The sequence below is a fragment of the Stenotrophomonas sp. ASS1 genome, assembly GCF_004346925.1.
GTDB classification, from domain to species: Bacteria; Pseudomonadota; Gammaproteobacteria; order Xanthomonadales; family Xanthomonadaceae; genus Stenotrophomonas; species Stenotrophomonas maltophilia_A.
In genome coordinates, this window is record NZ_CP031167.1 from 1,683,249 (window position 1) to 1,698,950 (window position 15,702).

Annotated in this window: 16 protein-coding genes and 1 pseudogene; 13 read left to right on the forward strand and 4 right to left on the reverse strand. The window is 65.9% G+C overall.

Annotation, left to right across the window (positions count from 1 at the left end):
- Positions 1-4 precede the first annotated feature (4 nt).
- From MG068_RS07905 to MG068_RS07930, 6 genes are all read left to right on the forward strand, one after another.
- Positions 5-790: a succinate dehydrogenase iron-sulfur subunit gene (locus MG068_RS07905; protein ID WP_005409079.1), complete on the forward strand. Its 786-nt coding sequence runs from the start codon at positions 5-7 to the stop codon at positions 788-790.
- Positions 791-888: 98 nt separating this feature from the next.
- The gene (locus MG068_RS07910) at positions 889-1,137 is read left to right on the forward strand and encodes an FAD assembly factor SdhE (RefSeq protein WP_005409080.1); all 249 of its coding nucleotides are present in this window, start codon (positions 889-891) and stop codon (positions 1,135-1,137) included.
- The gene (locus MG068_RS07915; protein ID WP_107432900.1) at positions 1,088-1,537 is read left to right on the forward strand and encodes a hypothetical protein; all 450 of its coding nucleotides are present in this window, start codon (positions 1,088-1,090) and stop codon (positions 1,535-1,537) included. Before MG068_RS07910 ends, MG068_RS07915 begins: the two co-directional genes overlap by 50 nt.
- Positions 1,538-1,560: 23 nt before the next feature.
- Positions 1,561-2,802, forward strand: a complete 1,242-nt coding sequence (locus MG068_RS07920) for a lipoprotein-releasing ABC transporter permease subunit (RefSeq protein WP_132809818.1) — start codon at positions 1,561-1,563, stop codon at positions 2,800-2,802.
- Complete coding sequence (gene lolD, locus MG068_RS07925; protein WP_005409083.1) at positions 2,795-3,508, forward strand: lipoprotein-releasing ABC transporter ATP-binding protein LolD; 714 nt, start codon at positions 2,795-2,797, stop codon at positions 3,506-3,508. Before MG068_RS07920 ends, lolD begins: the two co-directional genes overlap by 8 nt.
- A gap of 188 nt (positions 3,509-3,696) precedes the next feature.
- Entirely contained in the window at positions 3,697-4,146 is a 450-nt protein-coding gene (locus tag MG068_RS07930; RefSeq protein ID WP_132809819.1) for a DUF6491 family protein, read from the forward strand.
- A gap of 74 nt (positions 4,147-4,220) precedes the next feature.
- On the opposite strand, the gene MG068_RS07935 is transcribed toward MG068_RS07930, so the two are convergent.
- The 3 genes from MG068_RS07935 to ftsY all read right to left on the reverse strand — a co-directional run bounded on the left by MG068_RS07935 (position 4,221) and on the right by ftsY (position 7,016).
- Positions 4,221-4,490: an oxidative damage protection protein gene (locus tag MG068_RS07935; protein WP_049423664.1), complete on the reverse strand. Its 270-nt coding sequence runs from the start codon at positions 4,488-4,490 to the stop codon at positions 4,221-4,223.
- Between the two features lie 5 nt (positions 4,491-4,495).
- Entirely contained in the window at positions 4,496-5,620 is a 1,125-nt protein-coding gene (gene mutY / locus MG068_RS07940; protein WP_132809820.1) for an A/G-specific adenine glycosylase, read from the reverse strand.
- An 82-nt stretch (positions 5,621-5,702) separates the two neighbouring features.
- Entirely contained in the window at positions 5,703-7,016 is a 1,314-nt protein-coding gene (gene ftsY / locus MG068_RS07945; RefSeq protein ID WP_132809821.1) for a signal recognition particle-docking protein FtsY, read from the reverse strand.
- Between the two features lie 129 nt (positions 7,017-7,145).
- Between ftsY and MG068_RS07950 the strand changes: the two genes are divergently transcribed.
- Entirely contained in the window at positions 7,146-7,445 is a 300-nt protein-coding gene (locus tag MG068_RS07950) for a hypothetical protein (RefSeq protein ID WP_132809822.1), read from the forward strand.
- A 247-nt stretch (positions 7,446-7,692) separates the two neighbouring features.
- On the opposite strand, the gene htpG is transcribed toward MG068_RS07950, so the two are convergent.
- Positions 7,693-9,585, reverse strand: coding sequence for a molecular chaperone HtpG (htpG, locus tag MG068_RS07955; RefSeq protein ID WP_132809823.1), 1,893 nt, complete (start codon positions 9,583-9,585; stop codon positions 7,693-7,695).
- A gap of 256 nt (positions 9,586-9,841) precedes the next feature.
- Here htpG and MG068_RS07960 point away from each other — a divergent pair.
- From MG068_RS07960 to ggt, 6 genes and pseudogenes are all read left to right on the forward strand, one after another.
- A pseudogene (locus MG068_RS07960) lies at positions 9,842-11,308 on the forward strand (IS3 family transposase).
- A 475-nt stretch (positions 11,309-11,783) separates the two neighbouring features.
- Complete coding sequence (gene rsmD, locus MG068_RS07965; RefSeq protein ID WP_132809824.1) at positions 11,784-12,362, forward strand: 16S rRNA (guanine(966)-N(2))-methyltransferase RsmD; 579 nt, start codon at positions 11,784-11,786, stop codon at positions 12,360-12,362.
- A gap of 26 nt (positions 12,363-12,388) precedes the next feature.
- A complete protein-coding gene (gene coaD, locus MG068_RS07970) occupies positions 12,389-12,898 on the forward strand; it encodes a pantetheine-phosphate adenylyltransferase (protein ID WP_032130277.1) in 510 nt (169 codons plus the stop codon).
- A gap of 60 nt (positions 12,899-12,958) precedes the next feature.
- A complete protein-coding gene (locus MG068_RS07975; protein ID WP_004153167.1) occupies positions 12,959-13,450 on the forward strand; it encodes a hypothetical protein in 492 nt (163 codons plus the stop codon).
- 132 nt (positions 13,451-13,582) lie between these two features.
- A complete protein-coding gene (locus MG068_RS07980; protein WP_004153175.1) occupies positions 13,583-13,864 on the forward strand; it encodes a YfhL family 4Fe-4S dicluster ferredoxin in 282 nt (93 codons plus the stop codon).
- Positions 13,861-15,591 (forward strand): gamma-glutamyltransferase, encoded by a 1,731-nt coding sequence (gene ggt / locus MG068_RS07985; RefSeq protein WP_132809825.1) that lies wholly within the window; start codon positions 13,861-13,863, stop codon positions 15,589-15,591. The genes MG068_RS07980 and ggt overlap by 4 nt, the downstream gene beginning before the upstream one ends.
- The last annotated feature ends 111 nt before the right edge of the window (positions 15,592-15,702 follow it).

Below are 15,702 nucleotides of genomic sequence, written 5' to 3' on the forward strand. Positions count from 1 at the left end.
AGCCATGGCCGAGTTTTCACTCCCCAAGAATTCCAAGATCACGAAGGGCAAGCACTTCCCCGTCAAGAACGGCGGCAAGAACGTGCGCACCTTCAAGATCTACCGCTGGAGTCCGGACGACGACAGCAACCCGCGCACCGATACCTATGAAGTCGATCTGGACGCCTGTGGCCCGATGGTCCTGGACGCCCTGATCAAGATCAAGAACGAGATCGACCCGACCCTGACCTTCCGCCGCTCCTGCCGCGAAGGTATCTGTGGTTCGTGCGCGATGAACATCGACGGCACCAACACCCTGGCCTGCACCCGAGCCATCTCGGACTGCGGCAAGAAGGAAGTGCCGATCTACCCGCTGCCGCACATGAACGTGGTCAAGGATCTGGTTCCGGACCTGACCCACTTCTACGCGCAGTACGCCTCGATCAAGCCGTGGATCCGCACCCAGACCCCGGCACCGCCGGACCGTGAGCGCCTGCAGTCGCCGGAAGACCGCAAGAAGCTGGACGGCCTGTACGAGTGCATCCTGTGCGCCTGCTGCTCGACCAGCTGCCCGAGCTACTGGTGGAACGGCGAGCGTTACCTGGGCCCGGCGATCCTGCTGCAGGCCTACCGCTGGATCATCGACTCGCGCGATGAGGACACCGGTGCGCGCCTGGACGATCTGGAAGATCCGTTCAAGCTGTACCGCTGCCACACCATCATGAACTGCGCCCGGACCTGCCCGAAGGGCCTGAACCCGGCGCTGGCGATCGCCGAGATCAAGAAGCTGATGATGGAACGCCGCGCCTGATCAGGCCTGGCTGTACCCGGTAGAGCCACGCCACGCGTGGCTGTGCCACCCCAGCAGAGCCACGCCATGCGTGGCTTTGCTGTATCTGGAGAAACATGATGGAAGAAGACGTTCTGCTGAAGAAGCTGCGCTGGCGTTGCCGCCGCGGCATGCGTGAGCTGGACCAGCTGTTCGGCCGCTACCTGGACCACGAATGGAGCACTGCGCCGACCGAAGAGCGCGAGGTTTTCCTGTTCCTGCTCGACTGCGAGGACGATAAGTTGTGGCGCTGGTTCATGGGCTACGAGGCCTGCCCGCATGCGCACGCGATCCCCCTCATGCAGAAGATCCTCGCCCTCAAGCCTTGAGTGGCGCCCCTCGCGGCTGCAGGCCGCCGCCCAGTTGGCGGTGCTGCTGGCTGCGCCCTGGCTGCTGCGCGCATCGGATCTGCCTTCACGGTTGCTGATGCCCGCGGTGGTGCTGGCCTGGTTCATCGGGTTGGCCGAACTGGCCTGGCGCCAGCGCAGGCCACGCGTGCAGGTGCTTCTGCCGGCACCGCCCGAGCCGCTGCAGGTGGCCGGGCAGGACGCCGATGCACCCCAGCTGGTCGTGCGTGGTCCATGGCTGTTGTTGCTCTGGCGTGAGGATCGGCGCCGCCGGCGCCTGCTGTTCTGGCCGGATGTGCTCGATTCCGGGCAGCGACGTGAACTGCGACTGGCCGTGGCCGCACGTGGCGTTTCCCGTAGGCCCCGGTCGATGGCACCATAAGCTGAATTGACCGGCGTGCCTGCATGTTCAAACCCATTCCCGTGGCCATTGGCCTGCGCTACCTGCGCGCCAAGCGCCGCAACGGCTTCATCTCCTTCATCTCGATGGCATCGATCCTGGGCATCGCGCTCGGCGTCACGGTGCTGATCACCACCTTGGCCGTGATGAGCGGTTTCCAGAAGGAGATCCGCAGCCGCCTGCTGCAGATGACCGCGCACACCACCATCAGCCGCGACGGCGAGCCGATGCCGGACTGGATGCGCGTAGTCGACGTGGCCAGCAAGGACCCACGCGTGGCCGGTGCTGCGCCGTACATCGAGATCCAGTCGATGATCAGCGGCCCGCGCGTGCAGGGCGCGATCATCCAGGGCATCGATCCGGCGCTGGAGCCGAAGGTATCGGTGATCGACAAGAAGGTCACCAAGGGCAGCTATGGCAGCCTCACGCCGGGCAGCTTCAACCTGCTTCTGGGCAAGGAACTGGCGATCTGGCTGGGCGTTGATGTCGGCGACCAGGTGCTGGTGACCTTCGCCGAAGTGCAGGGCACGCCTGCCGGTGCGGTGCCACGGATGAAACGCTTCACCGTCAGCGGCATCTTCGAGGCCGGCTACAACGAGGTCGACCGCGGCGTCGGCTTCGCCAACATGAAGGACCTGGAGCGCGTGCTGCGTTCCGATGGCGCCACCGGCGTGCGGCTGAAGCTGCACGACATGGACCGCTCGCTGGAAGTGGGCGTGGACCTCGCGCAGAACCTCGGTGGTGCGTACCGCGTGAGTGACTGGACCCAGCAGAACGCCAACCTCTACCACTCGCTGCGCATGGAGAAGGTGGTGATGGGCATCCTGCTGTCGCTGATCATCGCCATGGGCGCGTTCAACCTGGTGTCCTCGCAGGTGATGCTGGTCACTGACAAGCAGGCCGACATCGCCATCCTGCGCACGCTCGGCCTGACGCCGGGCGGGGTGATGCAGGTATTCATGGTGCAGGGTTCGCTGATCGGCATCTTCGGCACGCTGGCCGGCCTGATCGGTGGCATCACCCTCACACTCAATCTGGAGCGCATCCTCGGTGCCATCGAGAGCGTGTTCAACGTCAAGCTGATGCCGGAGGATGTGTACTACATCACCGGCCTGCCGACCGACATGCAGACCGGCGACGTGGTGGCGATCACCGTGGTCGCGCTGCTGATGAGCTTCCTGGCCACCCTGTATCCCGCCTGGCGGGCAGCACGCACCCAGCCGGCGGAGGCCCTGCGTTATGAATAAGGTCTTCAACCGCGGCGATGAAGTGATCCGCGCCGAAGCACTGGGCAAGACCTACGCCGAAGGACGCATGCAGACCCCGGTGTTCGATGGCCTGGACCTGACCGTGACCGCCGGCGAAACGGTGGCGATCATCGGTGCTTCCGGTGCCGGCAAGAGTACGCTGCTGCACCTGCTGGGTGGCCTGGACATTCCGACCGCCGGCGAGGTCTATGTGACCGGCCAGCGCATGTCAGCGCTGTCCGATACCGCGCGCGGCCTGCTGCGCAACCAGGCGCTGGGCTTCGTCTATCAGTTCCACCACCTGCTGCCTGAGTTCACCGCGCTGGAAAACGTGATGATGCCGGTGCTGCTGGCCGGTACTGCAGTGGCCGAGGCGAGCAGCCGGGCCACCACGCTGCTGGAAGCGGTCGGCCTTGGCCATCGCCTGGACCACAAGCCCGGCGAACTGTCCGGAGGCGAACGCCAGCGTGCCGCAGTGGCGCGTGCGCTGGTCAATCATCCGGCCTGCGTGCTCGGGGACGAGCCGACCGGTAACCTCGATGACCGCACCGCGGCGACGGTGTTCGAGCTGATGCTGGAACTGAATCGTGCGCGGCATACCAGCCTGGTGCTGGTGACCCACGACCGCAGCCTGGCACGGCGCCTGGACCGGGTGCTGGAGCTGCGCGAGGGGCGCCTGCACGCGCTGGCCCACGCCGACGTCTGAGGCGCCGGGCCCGCTTTGGTGGAAGCCGACCTTGGTCGGCTGCTCTTGCAGGGCAAGCGCCAACCAAGGTTGGCGACTACCGTGGTCCGGCCAGGAGCCGCCGACCGGCTGCTGAATGGGGTGCTGGCTTTCGCGCCGGCGTTGTCTGCGCAGGCGCATGATGGCGACAGTTCCCCGAGGAGATCGCCATGAAGACCCCGATCCTGATGGCCGGACTCTGCCTGGCGCTGGCCGCCTGCGCGACCACCGGCCGGCTCAGCTCTGCCGAGAAACTTGACCTGTACCGTTCCCATGCTGGCGCGCCGCAGAACGACATGCAGTTCTTCGGCAGCCTCAATGGCTGGACCGAGCTGGGCGACAGCGCGCTGGCGGTGTGGACCCGTCCCAGCGAAGCCTATCTGCTGGAATTGAGAGGTCCCTGCCAGGACCTGCCGTATGCCACCGCCATCGGCCTGACCAGCCAGATGAACCGTGTTTCGGCGCGTTTCGACAAAGTGCTGGTGCGCGACCCGACCGGCGGGCCGCGCATGCCGTGCTTCATCGACAGCATCCGCAAACTGGACGTGAAGGCGCTGCGTGCCTCCGAACAGGAGCTGCGCCAGGCGCAGGTGCAGGAGCGCGAGGAAAGCACGAAATAGTGTGGTAGTGCCGGCCGCTGGCCGGCATCGCGCAGATGCCAGGTTGCCGGCCAGCGGCCGGCACTACCTGTGTGTCAGGCTTCCGGGGTGAAGCCGGCCGGCTTTTGCGCGTCCTTCTCGAACAGGAACTTGACCAGTTCGCCTTCAAGGAACGCGCGATGCTCCGGCGTGCGCGGCGACAGGCGGTTCTCGTTGATCAGCATGGTCTGGTGCGCCAGCCACGCAGCCCAGGCCTGCTTGCCGATGTTGTTGAAGATGCGCTGGCCCAGTTCGCCGGGGTAGGGCACGAAGTCCAGGCCCTCGGCATCGCGTTGTTCGTACTGGCAGAAGACGGTTCGGGACATGGCATTCACTCGTGGTTGCGGGGTTTCTTGGAATTTCGTTTCGGCGTCTTGATCGTTGCGCCGTCGAGCAGTTTGCGGATCGGTGCCGGCAGGCCCAGCGCGTGCAGTTCGTCGCTGGCGACCCAGCGCAGCGTGGGTTCTTCCACGCGCAGTCCGTGTACCTGCCGCGACAATACCTGCAGATGCAGCTTGTAGTGGCTGAAGGTGTGCTGCAGCACTGGCAGCTCTTCGGCCTCTTCCAGCGAGCCGTCGACGTGCACGTCGAACCAGTCCTGCAGCACGCTGCCGGCATCGGCCTGCGGCAGCGTCCACAACTGCGCCCAGATGCCGGTGTCCGGCCGCTTCTGCAGCAGCACACGCTGCTGGGCGTCGCGCAGCAGCAGCGCAACGGCCTCGCGCTCGGGCAGGGTCTTGCTGGGCTTGGGCGTGGGTAGTTCAGCGGTGCGGCCTTCGCGCCGTGCCACGCAGTCATCCTGCAACGGGCAGATCACGCAGGCCGGTTTGGCACGGCTGCACACCGTCGCGCCCAGGTCCATCTGCGCCTGCGTGTAGTCGGCCATGCGCCCGGCCGGCACCTGCGCCACATGCGCCTCGGCGATCGCCCACAGCTGCTTCTCGATGGCCGGCAGCCCGGGGAAACCATCGATGCCGTGGTAACGGCTGAGCACGCGCTTGACGTTGCCATCGAGGATCGCGAACGGGTCGTTCCAGGCCTGGCTGAGGATCGCACCGGCGGTGCTGCGGCCGATGCCGGGCAGGGCATGCAATGCATCGAAATCACGCGGCAGGTCGCCGTCGTGCAGTTCCACGCAGCGCTTCGCAGCGGCATGCAGGTTGCGTGCGCGGGCGTAGTAGCCGAGCCCGGCCCACTGCGCCATTACCGCGTCGTTGCTGGCGGCGGCAAGGTCGGGCAGGGTCGGGAAGTGCTGCAGGAACCGCTGGAAATACGGGATGACCGTGGCCACCTGGGTCTGCTGCAGCATGATTTCCGACAGCCAGACCCGGTAGGGACTGCGCGGGTGCTGCCAGGGCAGGTCGTGGCGGCCGTGGTCGTCGAACCAATGCAGCAGGTGTGCAACGAAGCCATCGGTCTGCGTGGTTCCGGCGCTGGCTTGCGGCTGGCGGGGCATCGGTGTTCCAGAGAGGCAGCCACCCGTGGGGCGGCTCTACCGGATTGCAGTAGAGCCACGCCATGCGTGGCTGCACGGTGTATCAGACGCCCAGCGCTTCGGGCAGCAGGGCGTCGACGAAGGCTTCCGGGTCGAACACGCGCAGGTCTTCCGGGCGCTCGCCGATGCCGGCGAAACGGATCGGAATGCCGAACTCGCGGGCCAGCGCGAACACCACGCCGCCCTTGGCGGTGCCGTCCAGCTTGGTCACCACCAGGCCGGTCACGTTCACTGCGGCATTGAACTGGCGCAGCTGCGACAGCGCGTTCTGGCCAGTGGTGCCGTCGATCACCATCAGCACTTCGTGCGGGGCGGTGGGGTCGATCTTGCCGAGCACGCGGCGGATCTTGCCCAGCTCGTTCATCAGGCCGGACTGGGTATGCAGGCGGCCGGCGGTGTCGGCGATCAGCACCGAGGTGCCACGGGCCTTGCCGGCCTGGAGCGCGTCGAATGCCACCGAAGCGGCATCGGCGTTCTGCCCCTGCGCGACCACGGCCACGCCGTTGCGCTCGCCCCAAGCCTGCAGCTGTGCCACGGCGGCGGCGCGGAAGGTGTCACCGGCGGCCAGCATCAGGCTGTGGCCATCGTCCTTGAAGCGCTTGGCCAGCTTGCCGATGGTGGTGGTCTTGCCGACGCCGTTGACGCCAACGGTGAGCACCACGAAGGGCTTGGCGTTGCGGTCGATCAACAGCGGCTTGGCCACCGGCTGCAGGATTGCGATCAGCTCGGCGCGCAGCGCGGCCAGCAGCGCATTGGCGTCAGCGAATTCGCGCGACTTCATGCGCTTGCGCAGGCCCTCGACCAGGTCGGTGGTGGCACCTACGCCGACGTCGGCGGTGATCAGTGCGGTTTCCAGCTCGTCCAGCAGGTCGTCGTCGAGCTTGGGGTTGCGCGAGAACAGGCCGCCGAAGCTGCGTGCGATGACGCTGTTGCGCAGGCGTTCGCGCCAGCCAGGCTTGCCGGCCGGGGCCGGGGCGGCATCGACCAGCACTGGCAGGTCAGTCGCAGGAGTGGCCGGCGCTTCAGCCGGGATGACCGGGGCCAGCGGTGCGAGCACGGCGGCCGCAGCCAGGGCCTCGGCTTCGAAGTCCTCCGCAGCGATGACGCGTTCCGCAGCCGGCGGTGCCGGTGCGGCGGCCGGCGCTTCGGGCACTGCGACGGGCGCCGGTGCAGGTGTCGGCGCGGGCGTGGCAGCCTCGGACGTGTTCGGAGCGGCTACCGGAGCGACCGGGGCTTCTTCGACCGGGGCTGCGGACGGGAATGCCGCCGCCAGCTCTTCAGCCGAGTAGTGCTGGGTCTTGGGCGCCTCCGTTGCGGGGGCATCCTGGGGCTTCTTGCGGCGGAAAAAACTGAGCATTGGCAAAAGGCGCTGAAATCAGAGGGATATGCTACCACTCGGGCCTGTCGGGCCGATGTGGACTCAAGGTTGCGGCCCACCGGCCGTTAACCGGTCCGGAGGGCTGCGTCGTGCGGCCCGGAGACCGCCATGGACAACGTGATGGGAATGGCCCTCAGCGGGATGCGTGCGGCCCAGCAGGGCGTGCAGGTGGCCGCGCACAACGTGGTCAACCTGGCGACCCCGGGTGCCCAGCACCTGCAGTTGCAGCGCAATACCACCGAGCAGGGTGGGGTGCAGGCTTTGGTGGCGCCCACCGGCGCCAATGCCGGCGCGCCGCTGGGTGATCTGCTGGCCGCGAAAGCCGAGGTCGTGGCCTTTGCCGCCAACGCCACGGTGATCCGTCGCCAGGACCAGATGCTGGGCTCACTGCTGGATCGGGACGCCTGAGCAACACCGTTTTGGCAGGTGCCAACCGCCGCCCCTGGTGGGTGCCAACCTTGGTCGGCACGCTTCGACCCAGCCTGGTAGGTGCCAACCTTGGTTGGCACGCTTTTGGGGCGCCAACCAAGGTTGGCCTCTACCAGGGCAGCAGTGCCAACCAAGGTTGGCACCTACCAAAGCAGGAATGCCAACCAAGGTTGGCATCCACCAGCACCCGGTAGCGCCGGGCCATGCCCGGCGACCACTGCCTCGATCAGACCGACAGCTCCAGCAGCAGCTTGTTCAGGCGCGCCACATAGGCACCCGGATCCTTCAGGCTGTCACCGGCGGCCAACGCAGCCTGGTCGAACAGCACCCGGCCGAGGTCGTCGAAACGCGCGCCATCGGCTTCGGCGTCGAGCTTGGAGATCAGCGGGTGGCCCGGGTTGATCTCCAGCACCGGCTTGCTGTCCGGCACCTTCTGCCCGCTGGCCTCCAGGATCTGGCGCATCTGCAGGCCCAGGTCCTGTTCGCCGATGGCCAGCACCGCCGGCGAATCGGTCAGGCGATGCGAGACGCGCACTTCGGCCACGTCATCGCCCAGCACCGTCTTCAGGCGCTCGACCAGACCCTGCTTGTCCTTGGCCGCAGCTTCCTGTTCCTGCTTGTCCGCTTCGGTTTCCAGGGCACCCAGGTCGAGGTCGCCACGGGCGATGTCGACGAAGCCCTTGCCGTCGAAATCGGTCAGGTAGCCCATCAGCCACTCGTCGATACGGTCGGTCAGCAGCAGCACTTCCACGCCCTTCTTGCGGAACACTTCCAGGTGCGGGCTGTTGCGGACCTGGCTGTAGCTCTCGCCGGTCAGGTAATAGATCTTGTCCTGGCCTTCGGTCATGCGGCCGAGGTAATCGGCCAGCGAGACGCTCTGCGCATCGCCGTCGCCACGGGTGGAGGCGAAGCGCAGCAGGCCGGCCACCTTCTCGCGGTTGTTGTAGTCCTCGGCCGGGCCTTCCTTCAGCACCTGGCCGAATTCCTTCCAGAACGTGGCGTACTGCTCCGGCTTGTCGGTGGCCAGCTTCTCCAGCATGTCCAGCGAGCGCTTGGTCAGCGCCGCCTTCATCGAATCGATGACCGGGCCGGACTGCAGGATCTCGCGCGAGACGTTCAGCGACAGGTCGTTGGAGTCGACCACGCCCTTGATGAAGCGCAGGTACAGCGGCAGGAACTGCTCGGCCTGGTCCATCACGAACACGCGCTGCACGTACAGCTTCAGGCCCTTGGGCGCATCGCGGTGGTACAGGTCGAACGGCGCGCGGCCCGGCACGTACAGCAGCGAGGTGTACTCCAGCTTGCCTTCGACCTTGTTGTGGCTCCACGCCAGCGGGTCGCTGTGATCGTGCGCGACGTGCTTGTAGAACTCGGTGTACTCGGCATCGCTGATTTCGGTGCGCGTACGGGTCCACAGTGCGCTGGCGCGGTTGACGGTTTCCCACTCGACCGCTGCGCCTTCTTCACCGCCCTCCTTGGGCATCTGGATCGGCAGGCCGATGTGGTCCGAGTACTTCTTGAGGATGCTGCGCAGGCGCCAGCCATCGGCGAAATCGTGTTCGCCATCCTTCAGGTGCAGCACGATGCGGGTGCCGCGCTCGGCCTTGTCGATGGTGGCGACGTCGAAATCGCCTTCGCCGCGCGAGGTCCAGCGCACGCCTTCGCCTGCAGCCAGGCCGGCGCGGCGCGAGGTCACTTCCACTTCGTCGGCGACGATGAAGGCGCTGTAGAAGCCGACGCCGAACTGGCCGATCAGCTGCGAATCCTTCTTCTGGTCGCCGGACAGTTGGCGCAGGAAATCGCCGGTGCCGGACTTTGCGATCGTGCCGAGGTGGGCAATCGCTTCGGCGCGGCTCATGCCGATACCGTTGTCTTCGATGGTGATGGTGTGGGCGGTGGGGTCGAAGCTGACGCGCACGCGCAGCTCGCTGTCGCCTTCCAGCAGGGTCGGCTGGGTCAGGGCCTCGAAACGCAGCTTGTCGGCGGCGTCGGCGGCGTTGGAGACCAGCTCGCGGAGGAAGATCTCCTTGTTGGAGTACAGCGAGTGGATCATCAGTTGCAGCAGCTGCTTGACTTCGGTCTGGAAGCCAAGGGTTTCGGTCTGGGTGGTCTCGGTCATCGATAAGGCTCCGTGTGCAATGCCGCGCCAGCGCGTGCGGCCTCGCCAAGGGGTATGGCTGATTGTCCCGAAATCAAGGGGTTGGTCGGGCAGGGTTGCACCCTGCACCCGCCGAGGCCGAAGCAACAGCAACAGCAACAGCAACAGCGGGCATTCCGTGGGATGGCGGGGCGGTGTGGGTGGGCAGGACACGCCGTAAACCCGTCCCTGAAGTGACCCCCGGGAGTTGGACGCTAGATCCAACCCCGAGGGATACATGAACAAATACGACGCGCGTTTCAAACTGCAGGTCGCCAAAGAGGCCTGCAAGACCTCCACATCGGTCAAAGCCATTGCCCGTCGCCACGGCCTGGAGTTCTCCACGGTCAGGCGCTGGGTGGCGACCTATCGGCTGCATGGTTGGCGGGGATTTCATCGCCAGGCCCGGTCCTATGACCTCCCGTTCAAGCTGGCTGTCCTGGAGAAGATGAGCCAGGACGGCCTGTCCGGGCGCGAGGCCACCACCTACTTTCAAATTGGCGATGCCGGCGCGGTGGGGCGATGGCGGCGCCTGTATGCTCAAGGCGGTGCCCAAGCGTTGGCACCCCCTCCGCCGCCGCCCCGAAAGCCGATGAAGAAGACCCGTTCGTCCAAGCCGCCTGAAGATATGAGCCGCGATGAGCTGCTCAAGGAAGTCGCCTATCTGCGTGCGGAGACCGACTACCTAAAAAAACTCGATGCCTTGATCCGGGAAGAGCAGGCGGCGCAGGACGCAAAGCGATATGAGCCGCGATGAGCTGCTCAAGGAAGTCGCCTATCTGCGTGCGGAGACCGACTACCTAAAAAAACTCGATGCCTTGATCCGGGAAGAGCAGGCGGCGCAGGACGCAAAGCGCAAGCCGTCCAAGGATTGAGGCAGGTTCATACGCTGTCGCTTCTGCTCGAAGCAGCTGAGCTGTCACGCAGTACGTTCTATTACCAGAACCATGTCCTGGCCCATCCGGATCAGGATGAGGCAGCCCTGTGCGAGCGCATCCGTGCAATCTACGATCAAAGCCAAGGGCGCTATGGCTATCGCACGGTGACGCTGGAATTAGCCAATCAGGGTCATCGGACCAATCACAAGCGGGTTCAGCGCCTGATGGGGGAGATGGGGCTGAAATCGCGGGTGCGTGTGAAGCGCTACCAGGCCTTCAAGGGGGCGGCCAATGTTGTGGTTGGCAATGACCTCAATCGCCAGTTCCATGCCGAGCGGCCCAACCAGAAGTGGGTGACTGACGTGACCGAGTTCAAGGTGCAGGGCATGAAGCTATACCTGTCGCCGATCATGGACCTCTACAACGGCGAAATCGTGGCTTATCAGATCAAGCGTCGGCCCGTATTTGATCTGGTGGGTCAAATGCTGGAGGAGGCCATCAAGAAGCTTTCCCCGGATGAGCGCCCCATGATCCACTCCGACCAGGGCTGGCAGTACCAGCATGAAAACTACCGGCACATGCTGGAAAAGCACTCGTTGAAGCAAAGCATGTCCCGGCGCGGCAACTGCCTGGACAATGCGGCGATGGAGAGCTTCTTTGGAACGCTGAAGTCGGAATTCTTCTACCTGAACAGCTTTGACAGCCTCGAGAGTCTGGAGGCTGGGCTGGTGGAATACATCCAGTACTACAACGAAGAACGCATCAAACTGAAACTGAAAGGTCTGAGCCCGGTAAAGTACCGGGAGCAGGCCCAATCGGCCGCCTGACCCCGTCCAAGTCTCGGGGGTCACTTCACCCTGGGGGCTCGATGGCGCCATCCATGGCGCCAACGGTCCTGCCGACCCACACCGCCCCACCTCTGACAGGTTCACTCGGCTGTTGGTAGGTGTCGACCTTGGTCGACACATCTGTCAGATATCGATACATCAAATGGGGTCAGATCCGTTTTCCGCAGGAAAACGGATCTGACCCCAAGAGACGTTCCGACAGATCGCAGGAGACTGTCGAAGGCGGGGTGGGTCCGGTTGAGGGGGCGTGAGCCGCATGGATGCGGCGACCGAGCTTACATGGATGTACTTGCAGCGCCCCCCTCAACCGGACCCACCCCGCCGGCCCACGGATAGCCGGCTTTTGCCGTTGCTCCGGCCGTTGCCGTGGCTTCGACGGGTGCCGGGCAAAGCCCGGCCGAACTACAATCCCGCTCATGCTGAAATTCTCGAATACCTCCCGCCGGGGGAGCCGATGAGCGGCCGTGGCGGCAATGAAGGCCAGGTCCGCATCATCGGCGGGCGCTGGCGCAATACCCGCCTGCCGGTGCCGACCCTGCCGGGGCTGCGGCCCAGCAGTGACCGCGTGCGCGAGACCCTTTTCAACTGGTTGATGCCCAGACTGGGCGGCGCGCGCGTGCTGGACCTTTTCGCCGGCAGTGGCGCACTGGGCCTGGAGGCGGTCTCGCGCGGTGCCGCCCACGCCACCCTGGTCGAGCGCGATGCGCAGCTGGAGCGCAATCTGACCGCCGCGGTGGCCAAGCTGCAGGCCAGCGACCAGATCAGCGTCGTGCAGGCCGATGCCCTGCGCTGGCTGCAGGGCGCGCCGGCGCAGCAGGCCGATCTGGTCTTCATCGACCCGCCGTTCGCCGACGGCCTGTGGCAGGACGTGCTGGCCCAGCTGCCGCGGCACTTGGCCGCCGATGCCTGGCTGTACCTGGAATCGCCGGCCGGCCACGTGCCGGTGCTGCCGCCGGACTGGCTGCTGCACCGCGAGGGTGGCACCCGCGAGGTGCGCTTTGCCCTGTACCGCCGCGCCACTGCTACACTTTGACCTCATCTGAACATCTGCAACCGCCCATGACCGTGGCCAATCGCCGCATCGCCGTTTACCCCGGCACGTTCGACCCCATCACCAACGGTCATATCGACCTGGTGAGCCGGGCCGCGCCGCTGTTCGAAAAGGTCGTGGTCGGCGTGGCGCAGAGCCCGTCCAAGGGCCCGGCGCTGCCGCTGGAGCAGCGCGTGCAGCTGGCGCGTGGCGCGCTGGCCCACCACAGCAACGTCGAGGTCATCGGCTTCGATACCCTGCTGGCGCATTTCGTACGTTCGGTCCAGGGCGGGGTGCTGCTGCGCGGCCTGCGCGCGGTGTCCGACTTCGAGTACGAGTTCCAGATGGCCAGCATGAACCGGCACCTGATCCCCGAGGTCGAGACCCTGTTCCTGACCCCGGCCGAGCAGCACAGCTTCATTTCGTCCTCGCTGGTCCGCGAGATCGCGCGCCTGGGTGGCGACGTGTCCGGCTTCGTGCCGGCCGCGGTGCTCGAAGCCCTGCGCAAGGTCCGCGAAGCGAAGTCGGCACAGTCGTAAGCCCCGCTGTACCCGCACCCCATTACGTACAACACCACGCACCATTCCGGGAGGAAACCCATGAACACCACCATGCGCGCGATGCTGATCGCTTCGTTGGCCCTGGCCTTCACCGCCTGCAAGAAGGAAGAGGCCGCTCCGGTCGACGAGGCCAAGCAGGCCCTGGTCGCTCCGTCCAAGGACGACGATGCAGGCTGGAAGAAGTACCTGCAGGAAGTGGCGATCCAGAACATGGGCAACATCACCAACAGCCCGTTCCTGTACTACCTCTCGCCGGAATCGGACCCGGACTTCCAGGCCAAGTACGAGCGCCAGACCGAGAGCGCGACCCAGGCCGTGGCCCGTGGCGTGCAGCCGGGCAACATGCTGGCCTTCGGTTCGTCGGCCTCGGGCAAGATGGCTGACATGATCCAGGCCGTGTTCAAGGACGTGTCGCCGGATTCGATGAAGGGCGTGCGCGTCGTCTTCATCGGCCAGTCGGCCGACAACGCCCGCGTACAGGCTGCGATCCAGCCGACCGGTGCCGAGTACATTTTCGTCGAAGCCAAGTAATACCGAGCCATGGCGGCCATGCTCCGGCATGGCCCGGGCGGCGTCCTGCAAGGGCGCCGCTGATGACCTGACCGGCCCGCGCGCCCGCGCTGGCCGGTCCTTTGTCCCAGGGCGCGGGCGAGGAGTATCGCCGTGTCGCTGAAAATCAACGAGCTCTGCGTCAACTGCGACGTATGCGAGCCGGCCTGCCCGAACCAGGCCATTGCGATGGGTGAAACCATCTACGTGATCGACCCTGCGCGCTGCACCGAATGCGTGGGTCATTTCGACGAGCCACAGTGCGTGGTCGTCTGCCCGGTCGAGTGCATCGACCCGGACCCGGAGATCGTGGAAACGGAAGACCAGCTGCTGGCCAAGCTGCGCCAGCTGCAGCACGATCACCCCGAACTCTACGCGGAGCCCCCATCCGAATGAAGACGCTGATCGTCCGCCCCCTGTTGCTGCTCGGCCTGCTGCTGAGCCCGATTGCCTGGGCCGACAGCCCGGCCCGTGCCGAGCGCCCCGATGGCGCGGCCATTGCCAGCGGCCATGCGCTGGCCACCCAGGCGGGCATCGACATCCTGGCGCAGGGCGGCAACGCCTTCGATGCCGCGGTGGCGGTATCGTCCACGCTGGCGGTGGTCGAGCCGATCAGTTCCGGCCTGGGCGGTGGTGGCTTCTTCCTGCTGCACGATGCGGCCACCGGCAAGGATGTGATGCTGGATGCGCGCGAGACCGCACCGGCCGCTGCGACCCCGCAGGCCTTCCTCGACAAGCAGGGCAACCTCGACCGTGACCGCTCGGTCAATGGCGCCTGGTCGGCCGGTATCCCGGGCCTGCCTGCGGCGCTGGTCGAGCTGTCGGCCAAGCACGGCAAGCTGCCATTGGCGGCCTCGCTGCAGCCGGCCATCCGCATCGCGCGCGAAGGCTTCCCGGTGTATGACCGCATGGCCAAGGGCTATGCCTCGCGCCGTGAAGTGATGGAGCGCTATCCCGGAACGCGCGAGGTCTACCTGCGCAACGGCAAGCCGATCGCCAGCGGTGACCTGTTCAAGCAGCCGGAGCTGGCACAGACGCTGGAGCGCCTGGCCGCAGGTGGCTTCGATGGCTTCTACAAGGGCCAGACCGGAACGCTGTTGCTGGCCGGCGTGAAGCAGGCCGGCGGCAAGTGGACCGCTGAAGAGCTGGCCGGTTACCGCGTGAAGCAGCGCGAGCCGATCGTGTTCAACTACAACGGCTGGAAGATCACCACCGCGCCGCCGCCGTCGTCCGGTGGCATCGCGCTGGCCAGCATGCTGCAGATCCTGGAAGGCTGGGATATCAAGAAGATGGACCCGGCGCACCGCACCCACCTGGTGGTGGAGTCGATGCGTCGCGCCTACCGCGACCGCACCTTCTTCCTCGGCGATCCGGACTTCGTGCAGATCCCGCAGAAGGTGCTGACCAGCAAGGACTATGCACAGGGCCTGCGGGCGACCATCCATCCGGAGAAGGCCACGCCCAGCGACCTGCTGTCGGGCAACCCGACGCCGCTGGAAGACGACGAGACCACGCACTTCTCGATCATCGACCGCGACGGCAACCGCGTCGGCGCCACCCAGACCGTCAACCTGCTGTACGGCTCGGGGCTGATTCCCAAGGGCACCGGCGTGCTGCTGAACAACGAGATGGACGACTTCGCGCTGAAGCCGGGCACGCCCAATGCGTTCGGCGTGATGGGCTATGAAGCCAATGCGCCGAAGCCGGGCAAGCGCATGCTCAGCTCGATGACGCCGACCTTCATGGAGAACGCCGACAAGGTGGTGGTGCTGGGCACCCCGGGTGGCAGCCGCATCATCACCATGGTGCTGCTGGGCATCCTCGGCTACGACGACGGCCTGGATGCGCAGCAGGTTGCCGCACTGCCGCGCTACCACCACCAGTGGCTGCCGGACCTGATCGAAGCCGAGGACGATGCGTTCGACGCGGCCACGGTGAAGCAGCTGCAGGCGATGGGCCACAAGATCGACCTGCCGGGCAATGTCGCCGTGGGTGGCCGCGGTTCCAGCCACGTGTGGGGCAACCTGCAGACCGTGGAATGGGACCGCAGGGCCAACAAGCTGTTCGGTGGCAGTGACCCGCGCAACCCGGTGGGCAGTGCCCAGGTGCTGCCGGCACACTGATCCGGTGGTGCCGGCTGCTGGCCGGCAATCCGGCTGATTATCGAAACCCCGCCTTTGCCGGCGGGGTTTTCTGTTTCCCTTCTAGCGATTATTTAACGAGCCGGCGCCGAT